This is a genomic window from Bradyrhizobium sp. sBnM-33, assembly GCF_032917945.1.
Taxonomy (GTDB): domain Bacteria; phylum Pseudomonadota; class Alphaproteobacteria; order Rhizobiales; family Xanthobacteraceae; genus Bradyrhizobium.
In genome coordinates, this window is record NZ_CP136624.1 from 7,179,373 (window position 1) to 7,196,712 (window position 17,340).

15 protein-coding genes are annotated in these 17,340 nt (G+C 62.9%); 4 read left to right on the forward strand and 11 right to left on the reverse strand.

The features are described 5' to 3' along the window. Positions 1-96: 96 nt before the first annotated feature. The 4 genes from RX328_RS33790 to RX328_RS33805 all read right to left on the reverse strand — a co-directional run bounded on the left by RX328_RS33790 (position 97) and on the right by RX328_RS33805 (position 6,070). Positions 97-840, reverse strand: a complete 744-nt coding sequence (locus RX328_RS33790; RefSeq protein ID WP_213252147.1) for a hypothetical protein — start codon at positions 838-840, stop codon at positions 97-99. A gap of 124 nt (positions 841-964) precedes the next feature. Next, on the reverse strand, positions 965-4,060 hold the full coding sequence (locus tag RX328_RS33795) for a MexW/MexI family multidrug efflux RND transporter permease subunit (protein WP_213252148.1): 3,096 nt from the start codon (positions 4,058-4,060) through the stop codon (positions 965-967). 113 nt (positions 4,061-4,173) lie between these two features. Continuing rightward, entirely contained in the window at positions 4,174-5,367 is a 1,194-nt protein-coding gene (locus tag RX328_RS33800) for an efflux RND transporter periplasmic adaptor subunit (protein ID WP_213252149.1), read from the reverse strand. A 1-nt stretch (position 5,368) separates the two neighbouring features. After that, on the reverse strand, positions 5,369-6,070 hold the full coding sequence (locus RX328_RS33805; RefSeq protein WP_213252150.1) for a TetR/AcrR family transcriptional regulator: 702 nt from the start codon (positions 6,068-6,070) through the stop codon (positions 5,369-5,371). 297 nt (positions 6,071-6,367) lie between these two features. On the opposite strand from RX328_RS33805, the gene RX328_RS33810 reads away from it, so the two are divergent. The 3 genes from RX328_RS33810 to RX328_RS33820 all read left to right on the forward strand — a co-directional run bounded on the left by RX328_RS33810 (position 6,368) and on the right by RX328_RS33820 (position 10,061). Continuing rightward, positions 6,368-7,588, forward strand: a complete 1,221-nt coding sequence (locus RX328_RS33810) for a cytochrome P450 (protein ID WP_213252151.1) — start codon at positions 6,368-6,370, stop codon at positions 7,586-7,588. A gap of 391 nt (positions 7,589-7,979) precedes the next feature. Then, positions 7,980-9,560 carry a Spy/CpxP family protein refolding chaperone gene (locus RX328_RS33815; RefSeq protein WP_213252152.1) on the forward strand — a complete coding sequence of 527 codons (1,581 nt, stop codon included), beginning with the start codon at positions 7,980-7,982 and terminating at the stop codon, positions 9,558-9,560. Positions 9,561-9,710: 150 nt separating this feature from the next. Then, positions 9,711-10,061, forward strand: a complete 351-nt coding sequence (locus tag RX328_RS33820; RefSeq protein ID WP_213252153.1) for a c-type cytochrome — start codon at positions 9,711-9,713, stop codon at positions 10,059-10,061. A 39-nt stretch (positions 10,062-10,100) separates the two neighbouring features. Here the strand turns inward: RX328_RS33820 and RX328_RS33825 are convergent, their stop codons facing one another. Beyond that, a complete protein-coding gene (locus RX328_RS33825) occupies positions 10,101-10,484 on the reverse strand; it encodes a hypothetical protein (RefSeq protein WP_317258559.1) in 384 nt (127 codons plus the stop codon). A 741-nt stretch (positions 10,485-11,225) separates the two neighbouring features. Here RX328_RS33825 and RX328_RS43925 point away from each other — a divergent pair. Continuing rightward, a complete protein-coding gene (locus tag RX328_RS43925; protein WP_410733920.1) occupies positions 11,226-11,501 on the forward strand; it encodes a GNAT family N-acetyltransferase in 276 nt (91 codons plus the stop codon). Between the two features lie 108 nt (positions 11,502-11,609). Here the strand turns inward: RX328_RS43925 and RX328_RS33830 are convergent, their stop codons facing one another. The 6 genes from RX328_RS33830 to RX328_RS33855 form a co-directional block, all read right to left on the reverse strand. After that, positions 11,610-11,990 carry a hypothetical protein gene (locus RX328_RS33830; RefSeq protein ID WP_213252156.1) on the reverse strand — a complete coding sequence of 127 codons (381 nt, stop codon included), beginning with the start codon at positions 11,988-11,990 and terminating at the stop codon, positions 11,610-11,612. Positions 11,991-12,187: 197 nt separating this feature from the next. After that, positions 12,188-12,478: a hypothetical protein gene (locus tag RX328_RS33835; protein WP_213252157.1), complete on the reverse strand. Its 291-nt coding sequence runs from the start codon at positions 12,476-12,478 to the stop codon at positions 12,188-12,190. Between the two features lie 235 nt (positions 12,479-12,713). After that, entirely contained in the window at positions 12,714-13,577 is an 864-nt protein-coding gene (locus tag RX328_RS33840) for a sugar phosphate isomerase/epimerase family protein (protein WP_213252158.1), read from the reverse strand. Continuing rightward, positions 13,577-14,770 (reverse strand): dihydrodipicolinate synthase family protein, encoded by a 1,194-nt coding sequence (locus tag RX328_RS33845; RefSeq protein ID WP_213252159.1) that lies wholly within the window; start codon positions 14,768-14,770, stop codon positions 13,577-13,579. The genes RX328_RS33840 and RX328_RS33845 overlap by 1 nt, the downstream gene beginning before the upstream one ends. A gap of 12 nt (positions 14,771-14,782) precedes the next feature. Continuing rightward, the gene (locus tag RX328_RS33850) at positions 14,783-15,934 is read right to left on the reverse strand and encodes a Gfo/Idh/MocA family protein (protein ID WP_213252160.1); all 1,152 of its coding nucleotides are present in this window, start codon (positions 15,932-15,934) and stop codon (positions 14,783-14,785) included. Further along, positions 15,931-17,331 carry a hypothetical protein gene (locus tag RX328_RS33855; protein WP_213252161.1) on the reverse strand — a complete coding sequence of 467 codons (1,401 nt, stop codon included), beginning with the start codon at positions 17,329-17,331 and terminating at the stop codon, positions 15,931-15,933. The genes RX328_RS33850 and RX328_RS33855 overlap by 4 nt, the downstream gene beginning before the upstream one ends. Between the last annotated feature and the right edge of the window lie 9 nt (positions 17,332-17,340).

A 17,340-nucleotide genomic window follows, 5' to 3' on the forward strand; every position in this document is an offset into this window, starting at 1 on the left:
GGAAAGATGGATTGCTTCGTCGCTGAGCCTGTCATCGGGCGCGCATTCGCGCGCCCCGTTGGCTCCTCGCAATGACGACTAATGCCACCAGCGGCTCTAAATCACCAACTCCCGCAGCACCCTTCGGCAATCCATCTCATATTCCAGATCGATCACCGGCGGCCGTGCAAAATGCCAGGTCAAACCCGAACGCGCGGCGCCGCGGCGAACCAGCGCGTCGGCAAAGACGTGGTGGAAATCGTGGATGGTGTAGGTCTGCACATCCGTCGCGTCTTTCCAGCCGAATCCGAACTCGCCCATGCGCCGCTCCATCACGCCGGCCACGTAACGGACCTTCTCCGCAATACCCTCGGGGCTGATGTCGCGGTAACGCACGGTGCGTTCGGCATAGCTCGCATTGCCCTCCTGCGACTCGCCGCTGCCCGCGATCACGAAGCTTGGCGTCGTGCTTTGGCTCGGCCGCGTGAACGAAAAGGCGTAGAATGACGGCTCGGCCGGCGGATCAATCTCCGGGCAGACATTGCTGCGCGCCACCGGATTAGTCGTGCCGTCATAGACCCCCCACTCGCTGAGCGTCTTGACGTAGTGCAGGTTGAAATTGCGGAACCCCTCGTCGGTGAATGCCGCCGGCGAGCGTAATTCGCAGGCGCAGAACGAGGTCAGCGGCCTGCCTGCCGCCTCGATGTACCTTGCGATCCGCGCAAAGCCTTCGGCCAGCGGCAGCCATTTGTCGAAGCGCACCCGCTCGATCTCAAATCCGGGATTGGCTGCGACACCGCCCGAATACTGGAACACGGCGGGAATAAAGCGGTAGTTGCCGGCGGGAAAGTCGCTCGTCATGTTGGCTCCCCTGTTTTTCTTTCCTTCTAGCATGGGGAACCGGCGGCGTCGCCGGGCTTGCGACACGAAAAACGGCGGCAGCGATTTCCGCTGCCGCCGTCGTCGTTTCTCGCGACGTGAACGCTCAGGTCGGCTTGAGCGCCGACCTGCCAAGATCGAAATCCGCGATCTCCTTGGTCCGCTTGGAGCCGGCCTTGGCCTGGTGATCGGTGGCCAACCAGACATAGACCGCCGGCAGCACGAACAGCGTGAACAGCGTGCCAATCGACATGCCCGCGACGACCACGAGGCCGATCGAGAACCGGCTGGCAGCGCCCGCGCCTGTCGCTGTCAGCAACGGGATCAGACCGGTGACCATCGCCGCCGTCGTCATCAGAATCGGCCGCAGCCGGATGCGGGCAGCCATCTCGATCGCCGAACGCTTGTCGAGACCTTCCTTGAGCTGCAATTCGTTGGCGAACTCCACCATCAGGATGCCGTGCTTGGTGATGAGGCCGACCAGCGTCAGCAACCCGACCTGGGTGTAGATGTTGATGGTCGCCACGCCGAAGAACAGCGGAATCAGCGCACCGACGATCGCCATGGGAACGCTGATCATGATCACCAGCGGGTCACGCAGGCTCTCGAACTGCGCCGCCAGTACCAGGAAGATGATGATCAGCGCGAAACCGAACGTGATCGCGAGCTGGTTGCCTTCCTGCACATACTGGCGGGAGTCGGCCAGATAGTCGTGACCGAAACCAGCCGGCAATTTCTTTGCTTCACCCTCCAGGAAGTCCACCGCCTGCCCAACCGTCACGCCCGGCATCGGCACCGCCGAGAACGTCGCTGAATTGAGCTGGTTGTAATGCGTCAGCGCATTCGGATCGGTGGCGGTTTCGATCGAAACGATGGTCGACAGCGGCACTAGCTGCCCGGTGTTGGTCGGGACGTAGTAACCGCCAAGCGATTCTGGCGACAACCGCTTGTCACGCGGCACCTGCGGGATCACTTGATACGAGCGTCCCTCGAGGTTGAAGCGATTGACGTAATTGCCGCCCAACAGCGTCTGCAAGGTAGCGCCGACCTGTGACATGTTGATGCCGAGGTCGCTCGCCTTGGAGCGGTCGACCGAGACGCGAACCACCGGCTGATTGAATTCGAGGTCGCTGTCGGAGACGATGAACAGACCGCTCTTGCGCGCCGCGTCCTTCAGCTTCGCCATCTGCTCATAGACGGCCTGAAAACCGGCGGTCGAATTGATCACCATCTGTACCGGCAAGCCGCCGGGCCCGCCCGGCAACGGCGGCAGGTTGAAGGCAAACGCCTGAACGCCTTCGATCTTGCTGATCTCCTCCTGCACCAGCGGCTTCAGCTTGATCGAGGAACGCTCACGCTCGTCCCACGGCTTGAGCAACATGCCGGCGATGCCGCCCTGCGGCCCGTTGATGCCGTTCAGGACGAAACGCAGGTCGGTCTCCGGAAAACTGGCAAAGGCCTTGTCGAGCTTGTCACCATAGAAGTCGATATAATCGATGTTGGCGTATTTCGGCGCCTTGGTCACCGAGAACACGATGCCCTGGTCCTCCTCGGGCGCGAGCTCCTTGGAGGTGTTCATGTAGAGAAAACCGACCAGACCCAGCATCGTCAACGCGAACAATCCGGTGATCGGGCGATAGTCGAGCGAGCGGTCGAGCTGGCGGCCGTACCAGCGTGTCATTGAGCCGAACACCCTGTTGACCAGCCTCGAGAACCGCCCCTCGTCCGCGCTCTTCAGGAGGACCGAGCACATCATCGGCGACAGCGTCAACGCGATCACGCCCGACACGATCACCGAGCCCGCCAGCGTAAAGGCGAATTCGCGGAACAGCGAACCGGTCAGGCCGCCGAGGAAGCCGATCGGCGCGTACACGGCGGCAAGCGTAATCGTCATGGAGATCACGGGGCCGACGATTTCGCGCGCGCCTTGCAGCGACGCCTGCACCGGCGTTTTTCCTTCCTCCAGATGGCGATGGATGTTCTCCACCACCACGATGGCGTCGTCGACCACGAGCCCGATCGCCAGCACCATCGCCAGCAGCGTCAGAAGATTGAAGCTGAATCCCATCATCAGCATCAGGCTGCAGACGCCGATCAGCGACAGCGGAATCGTCACCACGGGAATGATGACCGAGCGGAACGAGGCCAGGAACAGGAAGATCACGACCACGACGATCAGGACGGCCTCGATCAGCGTGTTCTTCACCTCATCGATCGACGATTGAATGAACTTGGTGGAATCGTAGGCCACCTTCATCTTCATCGACGGCGGCAGGTTGCGTTCTAGTTCGGGAAACAGCGCGCGCACGCCCTTGACCAACGTCAGCGGGTTGCCTTGCGGGGTCGCCTGCACGCCGATGAAGATCGCACGCTCGCCGCTGAACGCGACGCTCGCGTCCGAGCTCTGCGCCGCAAGTTCGACGGTCGCGATATCCTCCACGCGCACGAAGCCGCCGTCCTTGGACTTGACGATCATCTTCTTGAACTGCTCGAGATTCCGTAAGTCAGTATTGGTCTGGACGTTCGAGACGATGAAGTAGCCCTTGGACTGACCGGCCGCGGCCTGGAAGTTGTTCGCGGCGATCGCCGCCGAGACGTCGCTTGGCGACACGCCGCGGCCTGCCATCCGCACCGGATCGAGCCACAGCCGCATCGCAAATGTCTGGCCGCCGAGGATGTCGGCGGATGCGACGCCGTCGACTGTCGACAGCACCGGCTGCACGACGCGCGTCAGATAGTCAGAGATTGCCGAGCCCGAGAGTTCGTCGCTGGAGAAACCGAGATACATCACGGCCGTGGTCTGGCCGGTCGTCTTGGTCACGACCGGATCATTCGATTCCCTCGGGATCAGATATTTGACCGAGTTTACCTTCGCGAGAACTTCGGTCAGCGCCTGGTTCGGATCGAAATTCAGCTTGATGTAGACCTGAATCGTGCTGGTGCCCTGCACCGACGAGGAAGTGATGTAGTCGACGCCCTCGGCGGAAGCGACCGCCTGCTCGATCGGCGTGGTGATGAAGCCTTGAATCAGATTAGCCGACGCGCCCGGATATGAGGTGATGATGTTGACCACCGTGTTCGACAGCTTCGGATATTGCCGGATCGGCAATACGCTGGCGGCGCGCAGACCGATCAGCAGGATCAGCAGGCTGACGACGACCGAAAGAACCGGGCGCTTGATGAAAATATCGGTGAAGACCATCGTAAAATATCCCGCTGAATTCAGCATTTCCGGAGCGCGGTCGAGTCATAGACCGCCCCCCTCTTTCGCCGCGGCTCCTCAAGAGAGCCGCAACATTTATCAGTAGCGCGTTATCAGTAGCGCGGCGGCTTCGCCGGAATCGCCGGCACCGGATCGTTCGAAATCGTCACGGCAGCTCCGGACTGCAGCTTGAGCTGTCCCACCGCCACGACGCGGTCGCCCTCCTTCAAGCCCTTCAGGACTTCGGCGCGGCCCTCAATGCGCTTTCCGGTCTGCACGAAAGTGCGCGTCGCTATCAAGCTGGTCTTGCCGTCCTCTTCCTTCTTTTCACTGAGGAGGTAGACCGAGTCGCCATAGAGCGTGTAGTCGACCGCGGTTTCGGGCACGGTGACGACCGGCGGCTTGTCCGGCAGCACCACGGTGGTGGTCGCGAACATGCCGGGCTTAAGGATCTTGTCCGGATTCTGGATAGTCGCCTGGACACGAATGTTGCGCGTATCCGCCGCGATCTGCGGCTCGATGGTGGTGATCTTGCCCTCGAAGGTGCGGCCCGGATAGGCGTCGACACCGATACGAACGGTCTGGCCGACCTTGAGCTGGCCGGAATCCTTCTCCGTCACGGTGAAGTTCGCATATAACATCGATAGATCGGTCAGCGAGACGATCTGCGTGCCCGCAGTCAGATATTGTCCGACTTCCACCCTGCGAACGCCGAGTTCGCCATCGAACGGCGCCCGCACCAGCTTCTGCGAAATGATCGCTTCGGTCCTGGCGATGCCGGCGCTGGCCTGGTCGAACACAGCCTGGGCGTTGTCCACCGTCGCCTGTGGTCCGACCTGACGCTCGGCCAACTGCTTGGCGCGATCCAGCGAGAGCTGCGCCAACCGCTGCTGCGCCTTGTAGTTGGCGAGGTCTGCTTGCTCGGGACCGTCGAACAACTGAACCAGCGGCGTGCCCTGCTTCACGCTGGCGCCCGCCGTAAACAGGATATTGGTGATGCGGCCGTTGACGTCGGAGGTCACGTTGACCTGGTGCACGGCGGCGAGATCGCCGACCGCGGTCAGAAGATTCGGAATCGTCTCGGACGTCGCCGTGGCGATGTTGACGCTGGTCGGCGGCGGCTTCATGGTCGCGAAGAACTGCGCGATCATCTTGCCGCGGAAGTAGTTGAACCAGACCAGGCCACCAACCAGCAGGGCCAGCAGCGTTCCAACGATGATGAGCCACCGCACCATGCGGACCGGCCGCTTGTGCGGCTTTTCCGTTATCGGCTTGCCCGAAATCTTGTGTTCGGTCACGATATTCATGTCATGCACTTTCTGCAGTTACCGATTGTCCCGAATTCGGTGACAGCTCGCCGTCCAGATGAGAAGCAATTGCGGCTTGGGTAAGTCCGATGCCGCGCAGGATGAATTGACACAACTGCCGCTCCAGGTCGGCGGCGTTGCCGTAGGAAAGGCAGGGCACGGCCGGAAGCCGCGTCAGCGCCGCCATCAGCACGGTGTGGTGCGCGAACCAGAACAGGTTGAGCGGATCGCTGCCGATCCGCGTCGCGTCGCCGGCCGCTACAGCGCGCTCGATCGATGCTGTGAATACCGGCCCGATCAGACCGGCGATCTTGTCGTAAAGCAAACGCGCGAACTCGCCGTCATCGAGATGGCTGGTCGTCATCAGCCGCAGCCGCTGCGCTTCCTCCTGATCCGAGCCGTCCGACACCTCCATGAAATGGCCAACCATGCCCTTGACCAGCTCAACCAGTGTGGCAGTTGAGGGCTCCTGGCCGAGCAAATGCGCGAAATCCGGATCGGCCTCGCACTCCTCTGCGAGGATTTCGGCATAGAGCGAGGCTTTGGACGGGAAGTGCTTGAACAACAGCCCTTCCGAAATGGAAGCAGCCGCCGCTACGCTCTTGGTCGTGGTGCCGGCAAAGCCGTGACGGGCAAAGCACCGCTTGGCGGCGCTCAAGATCAATTGCCGCCGCAAGTCACTGGTCATGCGCAGGGTAGACATGGGGGCGTGAGTAATCACTCACCTTGACGAAGTCAAGGATCTATTGCAGCGCACCCAGCGGATTCTGCCACCGGGTGACGTCAAAGACACAACCTCATCGCATTGTTTGAGCACCAGTTTTTCCCGAATCCCGTTCTCGCCCTCCCGGCTTATTCCGGATCGGCAGCAACCCCAGCGCGCCGCGGACATGCCCGCGGAGCTTGCGCTTCCGCCTTGACGCCTCGGTGATGATATTTAAGGTAGTTGCAGGCGCGACTAATTTGATTGTCGTTGTTTGTCTCAAGGGTCTGGCGAGCCATGAATCTGGATGCGCGCGAACTGGCGGCCACATTCGACCTCGAAAAGCTCACGCCGGAGTTCTATGCCAACCCCTACCCGACCTATCGCGCGCTGCGCGAGAGCGAACCGGTCAAGCGGTTGCCGAACGGCTCGTATTTCCTGACCCGCTACGACGATCTGGTTACAGCCTACAAGAACACCAAGACCTTCTCGTCCGACAAGAAGAAGGAGTTCTCGCCGAAATATGGCGACTCCCTGCTCTACGAGCACCACACCACGAGCCTCGTTTTCAACGATCCCCCCGCCCACACCCGCGTCCGCCGCCTCATCATGGGCGCACTATCGCCGCGCGCGATCGCCGGCATGGAGCCTGATCTGGTCCGGCTGGTCGACCGCCTGCTCGACGCCATCGCCGCCAAGCGCAAGGTGGACCTGATCGACGATTTCGCAGCCGCCATTCCGATCGAAGTGATCGGCAATCTGCTCGACGTGCCGCAGGACGAGCGCGAGCCGCTGCGCGACTGGTCGCTGGCCATTCTCGGCGCGCTGGAGCCGGTGATCGGCCCGGAGGCCTTTGCCCGCGGCAACAAGGCGGTGAAGGATTTCCTGACGTACCTCGAAGGGCTGGTGGCGCGGCGACGGGCCAAGCCCGGCAATCTCGACCGCGACGTGCTGACGCGACTCATTCAGGGCGAAGACAATGGCGAGCGGCTGACCGAAAAGGAGCTGCTGCACAACTGCATCTTCCTGCTCAATGCCGGCCACGAGACCACCACCAACCTGATCGGCAACGGGCTGGTCGCGTTACTGAACCACGCAGGCGAGAAACGCCGGCTGATTGACAATCCCGAGCTGATCAAGACCGCGGTCGAGGAAATGCTGCGGTTCGAGAGCTCCAACCAACTCGGCAACCGCATGACTGTCGAGCCATTCGAACTCGGCGGCGTCGCGATGCCGGCGGGCACACCGGTGACGCTGTGCATCGGCGCCGCCAACCGCGACCCCGCGCAATTCGCCGATCCCGAACGTTTCGATATCGGCCGCACGCCGAACCGGCATCTGGCCTTCGGCACCGGCGCGCATCAATGCGCCGGCATGGCGTTGGCGCGGCTCGAGGGCGCCATCGCGATCTCGCGTTTCCTCGCGCGCTTTCCGGATTATACGCTCGACGGTGAACCGGTACGCGGCGGCCGCGTGCGCTTCCGTGGATTTCTGAGCGTGCCTTGCACGATCAGCTAGAGCGCAGGCGATCTGCATCAGTCCTGCGTCGTAGAATCGTAATGTAAGCCATCCCCGCGACGAACGATTCCTGCGCTTGCGCGTTGGTGCTCCTGGGCGGACGAAGCGAGGGAGTGAGATCATGCTTTCGAGCCGCGCTCGCATCGCAGCATTTTTCCTTGGTATCTCCGCGATAGCGGTGAGCACCGGCTCGTCCGCCCAGGATCGAAGAGGCGTTGGTCCGGCTGGCGGGGGGGCTGCGCCAGCAGCCCGACCCGCTGCCCCACCACCGGCGATGGCCCGACCGGCTGCACCGCCAGCGGCGATGGCCCGCCCGGTGGCGCCTCCTCCGGCCATGGCGCGACCCGCCGCCCCGACGTTCCGTGCAGCTCCTTCGCCGCAACGTCCAGCGATGGCCCCACAGGCGGCGCCGCCGCGTATCGCCGCGCCACCGCGCCCGGCCGCGCCGCGTGTGGTAGCGCCGCGACCTGAAATCCATCGTGCCGCGCCGCCGCAGCGACCGGCCCTGGCGAGGTCCCCGGAACCGCGCATCGCCGCACCACCGCGGCCGGGCGCATCGCCCGTTGTCAGCGCACGCCCTTCGCGAACGGAACAGATCGAAACACGTGCGCAGCAGCGTGAGCAGCGCCTCCAGCAGCGGCAGCAAATGGTGCAGGAGCGGCAGCGTGAGACGCTGTCGCGCCAGAGCACGGAGCGGCAGGGCCGCATCGATCGCTTGCAGCAGCGCGTCCAGCAATTGCAGTCGCAAAAGCCGGAAGGTCTCCCGGCGCAACGCTCGCAGGAAAGGCTGCTGCAGACACAGCAACGGCTACTCCAGCGCGAGCAGCGCATTCAGGAACGTGACCAGGCACGCCTGCAGCGGCTGGGCCCGCAGCCTTCGGCTGAACGATCCGCCTCTGCCGCGGCCGTGCAGGCGGCGGCCCGCGGGCGATTTTCCGCGCACTTCCGCAGCAATGATGCCCTGCAAGCCCGAGCGGCGCTGACCGCCCGGGAGAACCGCTGGGCTCCCCGGCATGCCTGGAAGCGCGGCCACCGCGCCGCGTTCGTGGCCTGGCTCGGCCCGGTCTTCTGGCCTTACGCCTATTCCGACATCTTCAATTACACGTTCTGGCCCTACGCCTACGACCCCGGCTATTGGGCGTATGCCTACGACGACTTCGTCGATACGGTGTTTTGGGGTACGGACAGCCCGTATTCCGCTTACGCCAGATATCCTGAGCCCGGGGCGGCGGTCACCGATTACCGACCGGGCAAGCGCGCAAGCGTAAGCCGGCAGGCGCTGCGGCAAGTGTGCAGAGCGCCGGACGAGGGCGTGACTGCGTGGCCGATCGCGTCGATCGTGCGCGCAGTGCAGCCGACGCCCGAGCAGCGCGCCCTGCTCGACGAACTGAAGGCCGCCGCGGCCAAGGCCGCCGACGTGTTCAAGGATACTTGCGCCGACTCCTTTGCCATGACGCCGCCCGGTCGCCTGCGGGCGATGACGAACCGCGTGACGGCTACGCTCGATGCGGTAAGGATCGTGCGTCCGGCGCTTGAGCGGTTCTACAACTCGCTGGATGACGAGCAAAAGGCCCGCTTCAACGCGCTCGGCCCGAACGTCGGCGAGCGTTCGCAACAGCAGCCGCAGCAGGAGGCAAATACGCAAACTGAGCGCTGCGGTGACCCGAAATCCAGCCTCACGCAGCTACCGATCGAGCGGATCGAGGCCGTGATACATCCGGCAGGCAAACAGAAGGACGCGCTCGACGTCTTGAACAAGGCGACGAACGACGCGGTCCAGAAGTTGCAGGCCGCCTGCCCCGACGACGTGCCGCTCACACCGCTCGGACGGCTGGAGGCAATGGAGAAGCGACTCGAAGCCATGCTGGAGGCAGCCGTGCTGGTGCAGCCGGCGCTGGACGAATTCTATGCCACGCTGAGCAACGAGCAGAAGGCGCGCTTCAATACAATGCCGCAGGTCGCAAGCCAGTGACCGAACACGCCCACCATCCTTCTTGATGAGGATCGAATGAGGCAATCGCCCTTTGTCACGCTGCTCGTCCGGCCAACATCCAGCCGGCGAGACGCACGTTTGCGGCACAGTCGGACGTTCTTGATAGGCGTGTTGAGCGGACTGGCGTGCATGCTTCTATCGCCTTCCGCCCTGCCCCAGGCGCCGCAAGGCGCGGAGGGCGTCTCAGGACAACAGGCCTTCAACAATGCCTGTCGGACGTGCCACATCATGAGAGAGGGCGACAATCGGCTGGGTCCCAACCTGCACAAGATTATCGGACGGAAAGCGGGATCGCTACCAGACTATGCGTTTTCCAGCGCAATGAAGGAGGCAGGATTCGTCTGGGATGAGGAGAAGCTCGATCGCTTCATCGCGAACCCCGATGAGGTCGTGCCCGGCAACAACATGAAGCCGTATGGCGGCCTCTCATCGAGCGAGGATAGAAAAAAGATCATCGCTTTCCTTGCTCAATCACGGTAACGCCGCAGCCTGGGCTTTTCGAGAACGACAAGGCCCCCGTCACTTGGCCCCGCGCGCCAATGCCAAGGCGTGCTCCAGCGCCTGTGTTACGATGACCGCAGAGCGCTCGTCGAGATGAACACCATCGGCCCAGCGCAGCTCGCCTCGGTTCACTTTGATAGACAGCCATCGATTGGAATCCGGAAACGCGGCGTGAATAATTTCCCGTGTGATCGCCGCATATCGCGAGCCTTCGATCGGCCCGGAATAGGGTAGCTCGAACAGCAACACGCGCGCACCGCGTTGTTCCACCGCCCGGATCAGCTCTCCAATCCGTTTCGCGTTAAACTGCACTGCATACGCCGGATCCTCCGCATTGAATTGCTGCAGCGCGCGATCTGCATGGACCCGGTTGTCGAAATCGCTCGGCGGCTGCCCGACCAATCTGCGCAGCTCGAGCGAAACCTGCTCATGCGTCCGCGGCGCGTGAAGCCGCTGCTCGTAGGCGGCTACCGCGGCCCTGACCGGGCGAAAGAACAATGGCTCGGCATCACCGCGTGAGTAACGTTCGACCAGCGCGGCGTCGGTCGGACGGGCGAGAACATTCGCTTCGACCAGAATCAAACTCGGAAGCTGCGGCTGGGTCGCAACGATCTCCAGCCCGGTGAGCGGTGAGCCGCCCGCGAGCGCCAGATTCTCAGCTTGGGTGCGCCGGAAGGTAATACGCCGCGAATACGATCGCGGCGAAGATGCCGAACTGCCAGGAAGTGAAAGTCATGCCGCCCCAACGGTAGTTGGGGATGCTCTAGCATTTCGACCCGGGAGGCCTAGCCGAAAGCAGGCTTTAGCCTCGACGCTGAAAGCTTCAGCCCGCCTCGACGCTTGTCTATTGACCCACGGGAGAGGTTGTGCGCCACGCAGCCACTCGGTATGTCTTTATCATGGTGCCAACGCTAGAAACGCCCCGTCTTTGTATGCGGCCTCGGGCCGCAGCCGACGTCGATGCCTACGTTGCCATGGACAAGGACGTCGAAGTTCGGCGCTTCATCGCGCCCGATTTTCGGGACAATTTTGACGTCAACCGGTATCAAGACTCCCTGCGCACGCGCTTAGCCGTTGATCCGGGGGAAAGGACTTGGATGGTGGACGCTCCGCAACCGATTCGACGACAAGTCGTTCTTGGGCATGGCCCTGCTTATCCCACTGGCGCTGGAGGGTCCCGAAATCGAAATAGGTTGGCGACTGCCAAGGAGCACGTGGGGGAACGGTTACGCCACAGAAGCTGCCCTTCGCGTAGTCCAGTACGCGAGGGACGAGGTCGGGCTGAAGGAGCTTATCGCCTGCATCAGTCCCGAGAACGAAAGGTCCGTACGAGTTGCGAATAAACTCGGTTTTCGGCCAGATGGTCGTAAACGGGCCTACGGAACGGAGTTCGATTGCTATCGGCTGCGATTGGACTAGTTAGGCGGTCGCGGTCTGCTCTTGGTCGATCCAGTCATTTCGCGGCTTCGAAGCGATTGAGCCGCTTTGAAAGCAGACCGGACATGACGGCACTTATGAACACGCGCCCTAATTCCCGGCGGTATTGAAGCGGGAGAGATCGCAATCCCGTTCGGCATATCTCACGCGCCGCAGGCCCTCGCGGTCTTCAACCACGGTCGGCCGGCAGCGTTCCCTCCAGGCAGCCTGGGCGGCTTCATCGGCCTTCAGTTCTTCCGTGGTCCGGGGCACGATCTTCACGGTGCCGCGGCTGCCGACGTAGAAATTGGTTTGCTGGCTGGGAAGCAGCGGCGCGCCTGAGGCAATCGCCGCGGCCTTGGCATCCGCTGCGGCCCGCGCCGCGCGCGCCGCCTGCACGGCATCCGCGGCATGGCCGTGGTCCATCGCGAACTGCGCAGACGCGGACGAGACCGAAGCGACCACAATCGAGATTGCGATGAAGACGCGCATGGACACTGCCCCTATAAATGAATGCCGTGTGTCAGGAATGACCTACAAGCATTGAGGCGGCGTAAAGCTGTTTGACTAACCGGATCGCAATTTGGTCGATAAAGATTTAGCGGTCTGTCGGGCGCGCTGCGCGTTGCCCGCCCTTCATCGAGCTGTAGGGCTCGGAATTCTCCTTGCTCGCGGCGAGGAGAAGCGTGCTACTCGCTGCGGCCGAACTCGCAGCCCTTGCGGGCGTAAACCAGGCGGACGACGCCTTCGTTGTCGTAGGTGCGCTTCGGCTTGCAGAACGCTTCCCACTTCTCGATGCTGGCGCGCCTTGCCTTTGCGTCTTCCTGGTCCTGCGTCTCGTTGCGCACCGGATCGTCCAGATAGGACGTCGTGCACACCCTGCCATAGAACTTGCTGTAGGTGCAGCGTTCCACGACCTGCCAGGCCTGCGCCGATGTCGACAGCAGGGCCAGTGTCGCAATTGCGTAAAGGATTTTCATGTTGTCGCTCATCGCTCGTGGAGACTGTCTCCGTGCGATTAGCTAGCGCCGGAGTTTATCCAGGCGCAACGGTAACCCTTTGTTAAGCTAAATACCCGCGGAAAAGGTTAAATCGGGAACCGCGTGCTGTCTCTTCATGCGACGGCATCAGAAAAGGAGTGGGGCGGCAGTTCACATACGAGACAACATCGTCCGTCATTGAGACAGCGGAACAAGCGTTTTCGAGTGACGGCTGCTAGACCACCGTCCGATGCCGCGCGATGCAGGTCTGCAGGACCTCATCCATCGGCCTTGTCCACCACTCGTTGGAGAAGATTTCGATCTCGGAATAGCCGGCAAAGCCATGCGCCTCGACCGCTGATCGCACAGATGTGATGTCGATAACGCCGTCGCCCATCATGCCGCGGTCGTTGAGGATGTCTTTTGTCGGCACCAGCCAGTCGCAGACGTGAAACGCCAGCAATCGATCCTTCCCCGCGCGCGCAATCTGCGGCATCAGTTCCGGGTCCCACCAGATGTGATAGACGTCGAGCGCAACACCGAGCGCGCCAGTGCGCTGCGGATCGAGCTGGTCGCAGATGTCCAGCGCCTGCTTCGTCGTGTTCACGCAGGCACGGTCGGCGGCGTAGGCCGGATGCAAAGGCTCGATCGCGAGCGGCATGTTGACCTCTCTCGCGTACTCCAGCATTTCCGCGATGGCGTCATGGACTTGCGTCCGCGCGGCCACAATATCTTTCGAGGCTGCGCTTCCCGGCCGCGAATATTGCGGCAGGCCGCCGACGACCAGCACGATACAGGGTGCACCCAGCGCCCTGGCTTCGTCCACCGCACGGCGGTTGTCGTCGCGCACCTCGATGCGGTGCGCCGCATCAGCGGTGAACATGCCGCCGCGGCAATAACCGGACAGTTCAAGGCCGGCGTCGCGCACGGCCCGCGCTGCGCGCCCGAGGCCGATGGCCGCAACCTGGTCGCGCCAGGGATCGATGGCGCGGATGCCATGGCGCGCACAGGCGTCGATGATGGCAACGAGGTCGCCCTGCTTCCGGACGGTAGCCGTGTTCAGCGACAGCCAGCGATGATCGCTCGAGAAATCGCGCATCAGGGTTCGATGCCGCGCGTTGCCAGCACCGTCTTCATGCGCCGCGTTGCCAGTTCAGGGTTGGAGAGCAGCCCAGCCCTGTCGGCCAAGCGGAACAGTTCAGCCAGATGCAGCGTCGAGCGCGTGCTCTCCTGCCCGCCGATCATGGTGAAATGATCCTGGTGGCCGTTGAGATAGGCCATGAACACGATGCCGGTTTTGTAGAACCGCGTCGGCGCCTTGAAGATATGCCGCGACAGCGGCACCGTCGGCCCCAGCACGTCATGGAAACCGGCCTCGTCGCCGGCAGCCAGCCGCGACAGTGCATAGGACGCCGCCGGCGCGATGGCATCGAAGATGCCGAGCAGCGCATGCGAAAAGCCTTGCTCGTCGCCTGCGATCAATTCGGCATAGTTGAAATCGTCGCCGGTATACATCTTGACGTTCTTATCCAGTCGCCGGCGCATGTCGATCTCGCGCTGCTTGTCGAGCAGCGAAACCTTGACGCCGTCGACCTTGGCGGCGTTGGCGTTGATGATCGCAACCGCCGTATCCATCGCCTTGTCGAGATCGGCGGTGCCCCAATAGCCCGACAGCGCCGGATCGAACATGTCGCCGAGCCAATGGATGATCACGGGCTCGCGAATCTGCGACAGCACGCGGTCATAGACCTTGGCGTAGTCGTCGGCGCTGCGGCCAAGTTTGGCCAGCGCGCGCGACGCCATCAGGATGATCCGGCCGCCAGCCTTCTCGACCGCCGCGATCTGCTCCTCATAGGCGCGGGTGACGTCATCGATCGACTTCGCATCTTCTGCGGCGAGATGATCGGTGCCGGCACCGGAAAACACCAGCGCATTGCCCTTCGCTTTCGCAGCCTTTACTGAACGCTGGATCAGTTCCAGCGAGGTCGGCCAATCCAGCCCCATGCCGCGCTGCGCGGTGTCCATCGCCTCGGCGACGCCAAGGCCGAGGTCCCAGACATGCTCGCGGAACGCAATGGTCCGGTCCCAGTCGATCGCTGCGCTAAGCCAGGGATCGTTATCGGCAAGCGGATCCGCCACCACATGGGCGGCCGAGAACGCCACGCGATTGAGCGTGCCGTCAAGCTTGGCCGGAAACGCCCGCGACGCCGCCAGGCGATAGGTCTCGATCGAACGATCCGCGGTCGGCAACTTCAGCGACAGCGATGACGTCGGCAGGACAGGCTTGTTCATGGCTATCCCTCCTCACACCTCAATCGGGGCGACATCGATCCAGCGCCGCTCGCGCCAGCTCTGCAGCGCGCATTCGGCAAGCTGCACGCCCTTGGCGCCTTCCAGCAGCGTGAACTTGTAGGGCGCGTCCTCACAGACGTGGCGGATGAACATTTCCCACTGCTCCTTGAAGCCGTTGTCATAGACAACGTTGTCGGGAACCTTCTGCCAGTCGGCGTAGAAATCATGCGTGCGCTTCTCGTCCGGATTCCACACCGGCCGCGGCGTCGCCTGGCGCGCCTGGATCACGCAGTCGGTCAGGCCGGCCACCGCCGAGCCGTGGGTACCGTCGACCTGGAAGGTGACGAGGTCGTCGCGATAGACCCGCGTCACCCAGCTCATGTTGATATGGGCGATCACGCCGCCCTTGAGACGGAAGGTGGCATAGGCGGAATCATCGGCGGTCGCCGTGTATTTCTTGCCCTTTTCGTCGAAACGTTCGGGGATGTCGGTCGTGCCGAGGCAGGAGATGCTCTCGACCTCGCCGAAGAGATTGTCGAGCACGTAGCGCCAGTGGCAGACCATGTCGAGAATGATGCCGCCGCCGTCCTCGCTGCGGTAATTCCACGACGGCCGCTGCGCTTCCTGCCAGCCGCCTTCGAACACCCAGTAGCCGAACTCGCCGCGCACCGAGAGCATGCGGCCGAAGAAGCCGGAATCGCGCAGGAAGGCGAGCTTCTTCAGGCCAGGCAGAAACAGCTTGTCCTGCACCGTGCCGTGCTTGATGCCCTTGGCCTTGGCGAGCTTCAGCACCGCGACCGCCTCCTCCAGATTGGTCGCGATCGGCTTTTCGCAATAGACGTGCTTGCCGGCCTCGATCGCCTTGGTCAGCAGCGACGGGCGCGCCTGCGTAGTCGCGGCATCGAAGAAGATCGCGTCGTCCTTCGCGGCCAGCACCTTGTCGAGATCGGTTGACCAGCGCTCCACGCTGAAGCGCTTGGCCAGCCGTTCCACCTTGTCCGCATCGCGGCCGATCAGGATCGGGTCGGGCAGCATGCGGTCGCCGTTGGACAGCAGCACGCCGCCCTGATCACGGATCGCGATGATGGAGCGGACCAAATGCTGATTGAGCCCCATGCGGCCGGTCACGCCGTTCATGATCAGGCCGAGGCGTTTGGTCGTCATACTGCTTTCTCCAGGGGAATTGCTGTGGGCTGCGCGAGCGGCGACATCGCGGACCAGTCCGGATGCACCGCTGTAGCGAAGCCAGGTGTGGTCAGCGATCCCGTGAGCAGATCGCCGTCATGGATCGCGAGGCGAATTTTGTTGCCGTCGCGGACATAGAGATCGGGATGGGCCGCGAGAAACGCTTCCGCTTCCGTGGCGGGCGTGTCGCCAAAACCATCGACATAGTGGTGGCCGTTGCGCTCGGCATGGGTGACGCCGATCAGCGCGCCCAGCGCGAGGTCCTGCTGCACGGCCAACCCCGCCTGGCAGGTCAGGTCCTCGCCGGCGATGAAGCGCTTTTCGCCATCCGCGCTCCATTTGGCCGCGCGCGTGGCGTTGATCAGCGACTTGTAGATGCCCTTGCAGGATTTCGACGAGATGCCGCGATAACCGAGCGCCCGCGCCACCGGGAACGCGTCGTAGGAATCGTCGGCCTCGTCGACGATAAAATCGCGCCGCGCCAGCGCGCCGAGCGGCGATTGACGCGTAATGTCGCGCGGCATCGGCTGTTCGATATAGAGCAGCTTCTGTGCGATCGGCCGCAGGGCAGCATCGCGATCGAGCCGCTCGACGAGCGCATTCAATGCGGCGAGGTCGGCGTACTGTTCATTGGCGTCGAGCGTGACGCGGTAATCATGAGACAGCGTGGCGAGTTCGTTGCCGATCCGGATCAGCCGATCGGCATCGTGTACGGGATCGCCATTGAGCTTCAGCTTGAAATAGCGCGCGCCGGCGTTTTCACTGATGTCCGCAACACCCCCATCGCCTTCGACCTTGTCGTCCATGCCAACCGTATGCCGGATCGCGACGCGCTCCAGCCGTTTTCGGCCCGCGAGAAAGTGCGACACGTCATCATCGCCGAGATCGCGCGACAGACGTGCATCCACGCCTGCGATGTTGTCGGCCATGCCGTCGAAGAAGCTGGTTTCCGTGCAACGCAGCAGCGCGTCGAGAAGCGCCTTATCGATTTCGGCCGGCCCGTAGGCCGCCGCCAGCGGCGGAATGTCTTCTCGCGCGCAGGCCTCGATCTGCGCGCCGATGCAGGCCGCATGCAGGCCAAACGCAGTCTCGAAGCCGGAATGCGCCAGATAGATATCCCGCGCGATCAGAAGCGAGCGCCGCAGCTTAGCAACGGTCTCTTGCGGCGACAAATGCGGCCGCTTGTCAAACCATTTCGGGACCAGAAATTCGGCGCTGGCACCAGTTGCCGTTCCCCTGCCCTCGACCTCGATCTCGACCCGCACGAAAGCCTGCGGCGTCGCATTGACGACGACCGCGCCGAACCGGAACGGCCGGGCGAAGGTGACCGGACGTTCGAAAAAGGAGATGTCTCGTACGGCCAAGCGTAACGGCATCGAGCCAGC

Excerpts from the sequence above, each read along its gene's own strand:
- RX328_RS33790 (WP_213252147.1), bottom strand. The coding sequence starts at position 840 with ATGACGAGCGACTTTCCCGCCGGCAACTACCGCTTTATTCCCGCCGTG.
- RX328_RS33795 (WP_213252148.1), bottom strand. The coding sequence starts at position 4,060 with ATGGTCTTCACCGATATTTTCATCAAGCGCCCGGTTCTTTCGGTCGTC.
- RX328_RS33800 (WP_213252149.1), bottom strand. The coding sequence starts at position 5,367 with ATGAATATCGTGACCGAACACAAGATTTCGGGCAAGCCGATAACGGAA.
- RX328_RS33805 (WP_213252150.1), bottom strand. The coding sequence starts at position 6,070 with ATGTCTACCCTGCGCATGACCAGTGACTTGCGGCGGCAATTGATCTTG.
- RX328_RS33810 (WP_213252151.1), top strand. The coding sequence starts at position 6,368 with ATGAATCTGGATGCGCGCGAACTGGCGGCCACATTCGACCTCGAAAAG.
- RX328_RS33815 (WP_213252152.1), top strand. The coding sequence starts at position 7,980 with ATGGCCCCACAGGCGGCGCCGCCGCGTATCGCCGCGCCACCGCGCCCG.
- RX328_RS33820 (WP_213252153.1), top strand. The coding sequence starts at position 9,711 with ATGCTTCTATCGCCTTCCGCCCTGCCCCAGGCGCCGCAAGGCGCGGAG.
- RX328_RS43925 (WP_410733920.1), top strand. The coding sequence starts at position 11,226 with ATGGCCCTGCTTATCCCACTGGCGCTGGAGGGTCCCGAAATCGAAATA.
- RX328_RS33830 (WP_213252156.1), bottom strand. The coding sequence starts at position 11,990 with ATGCGCGTCTTCATCGCAATCTCGATTGTGGTCGCTTCGGTCTCGTCC.
- RX328_RS33835 (WP_213252157.1), bottom strand. The coding sequence starts at position 12,478 with ATGAAAATCCTTTACGCAATTGCGACACTGGCCCTGCTGTCGACATCG.
- RX328_RS33840 (WP_213252158.1), bottom strand. The coding sequence starts at position 13,577 with ATGCGCGATTTCTCGAGCGATCATCGCTGGCTGTCGCTGAACACGGCT.
- RX328_RS33845 (WP_213252159.1), bottom strand. The coding sequence starts at position 14,770 with ATGAACAAGCCTGTCCTGCCGACGTCATCGCTGTCGCTGAAGTTGCCG.
- RX328_RS33850 (WP_213252160.1), bottom strand. The coding sequence starts at position 15,934 with ATGACGACCAAACGCCTCGGCCTGATCATGAACGGCGTGACCGGCCGC.
- RX328_RS33855 (WP_213252161.1), bottom strand. The coding sequence starts at position 17,331 with ATGCCGTTACGCTTGGCCGTACGAGACATCTCCTTTTTCGAACGTCCG.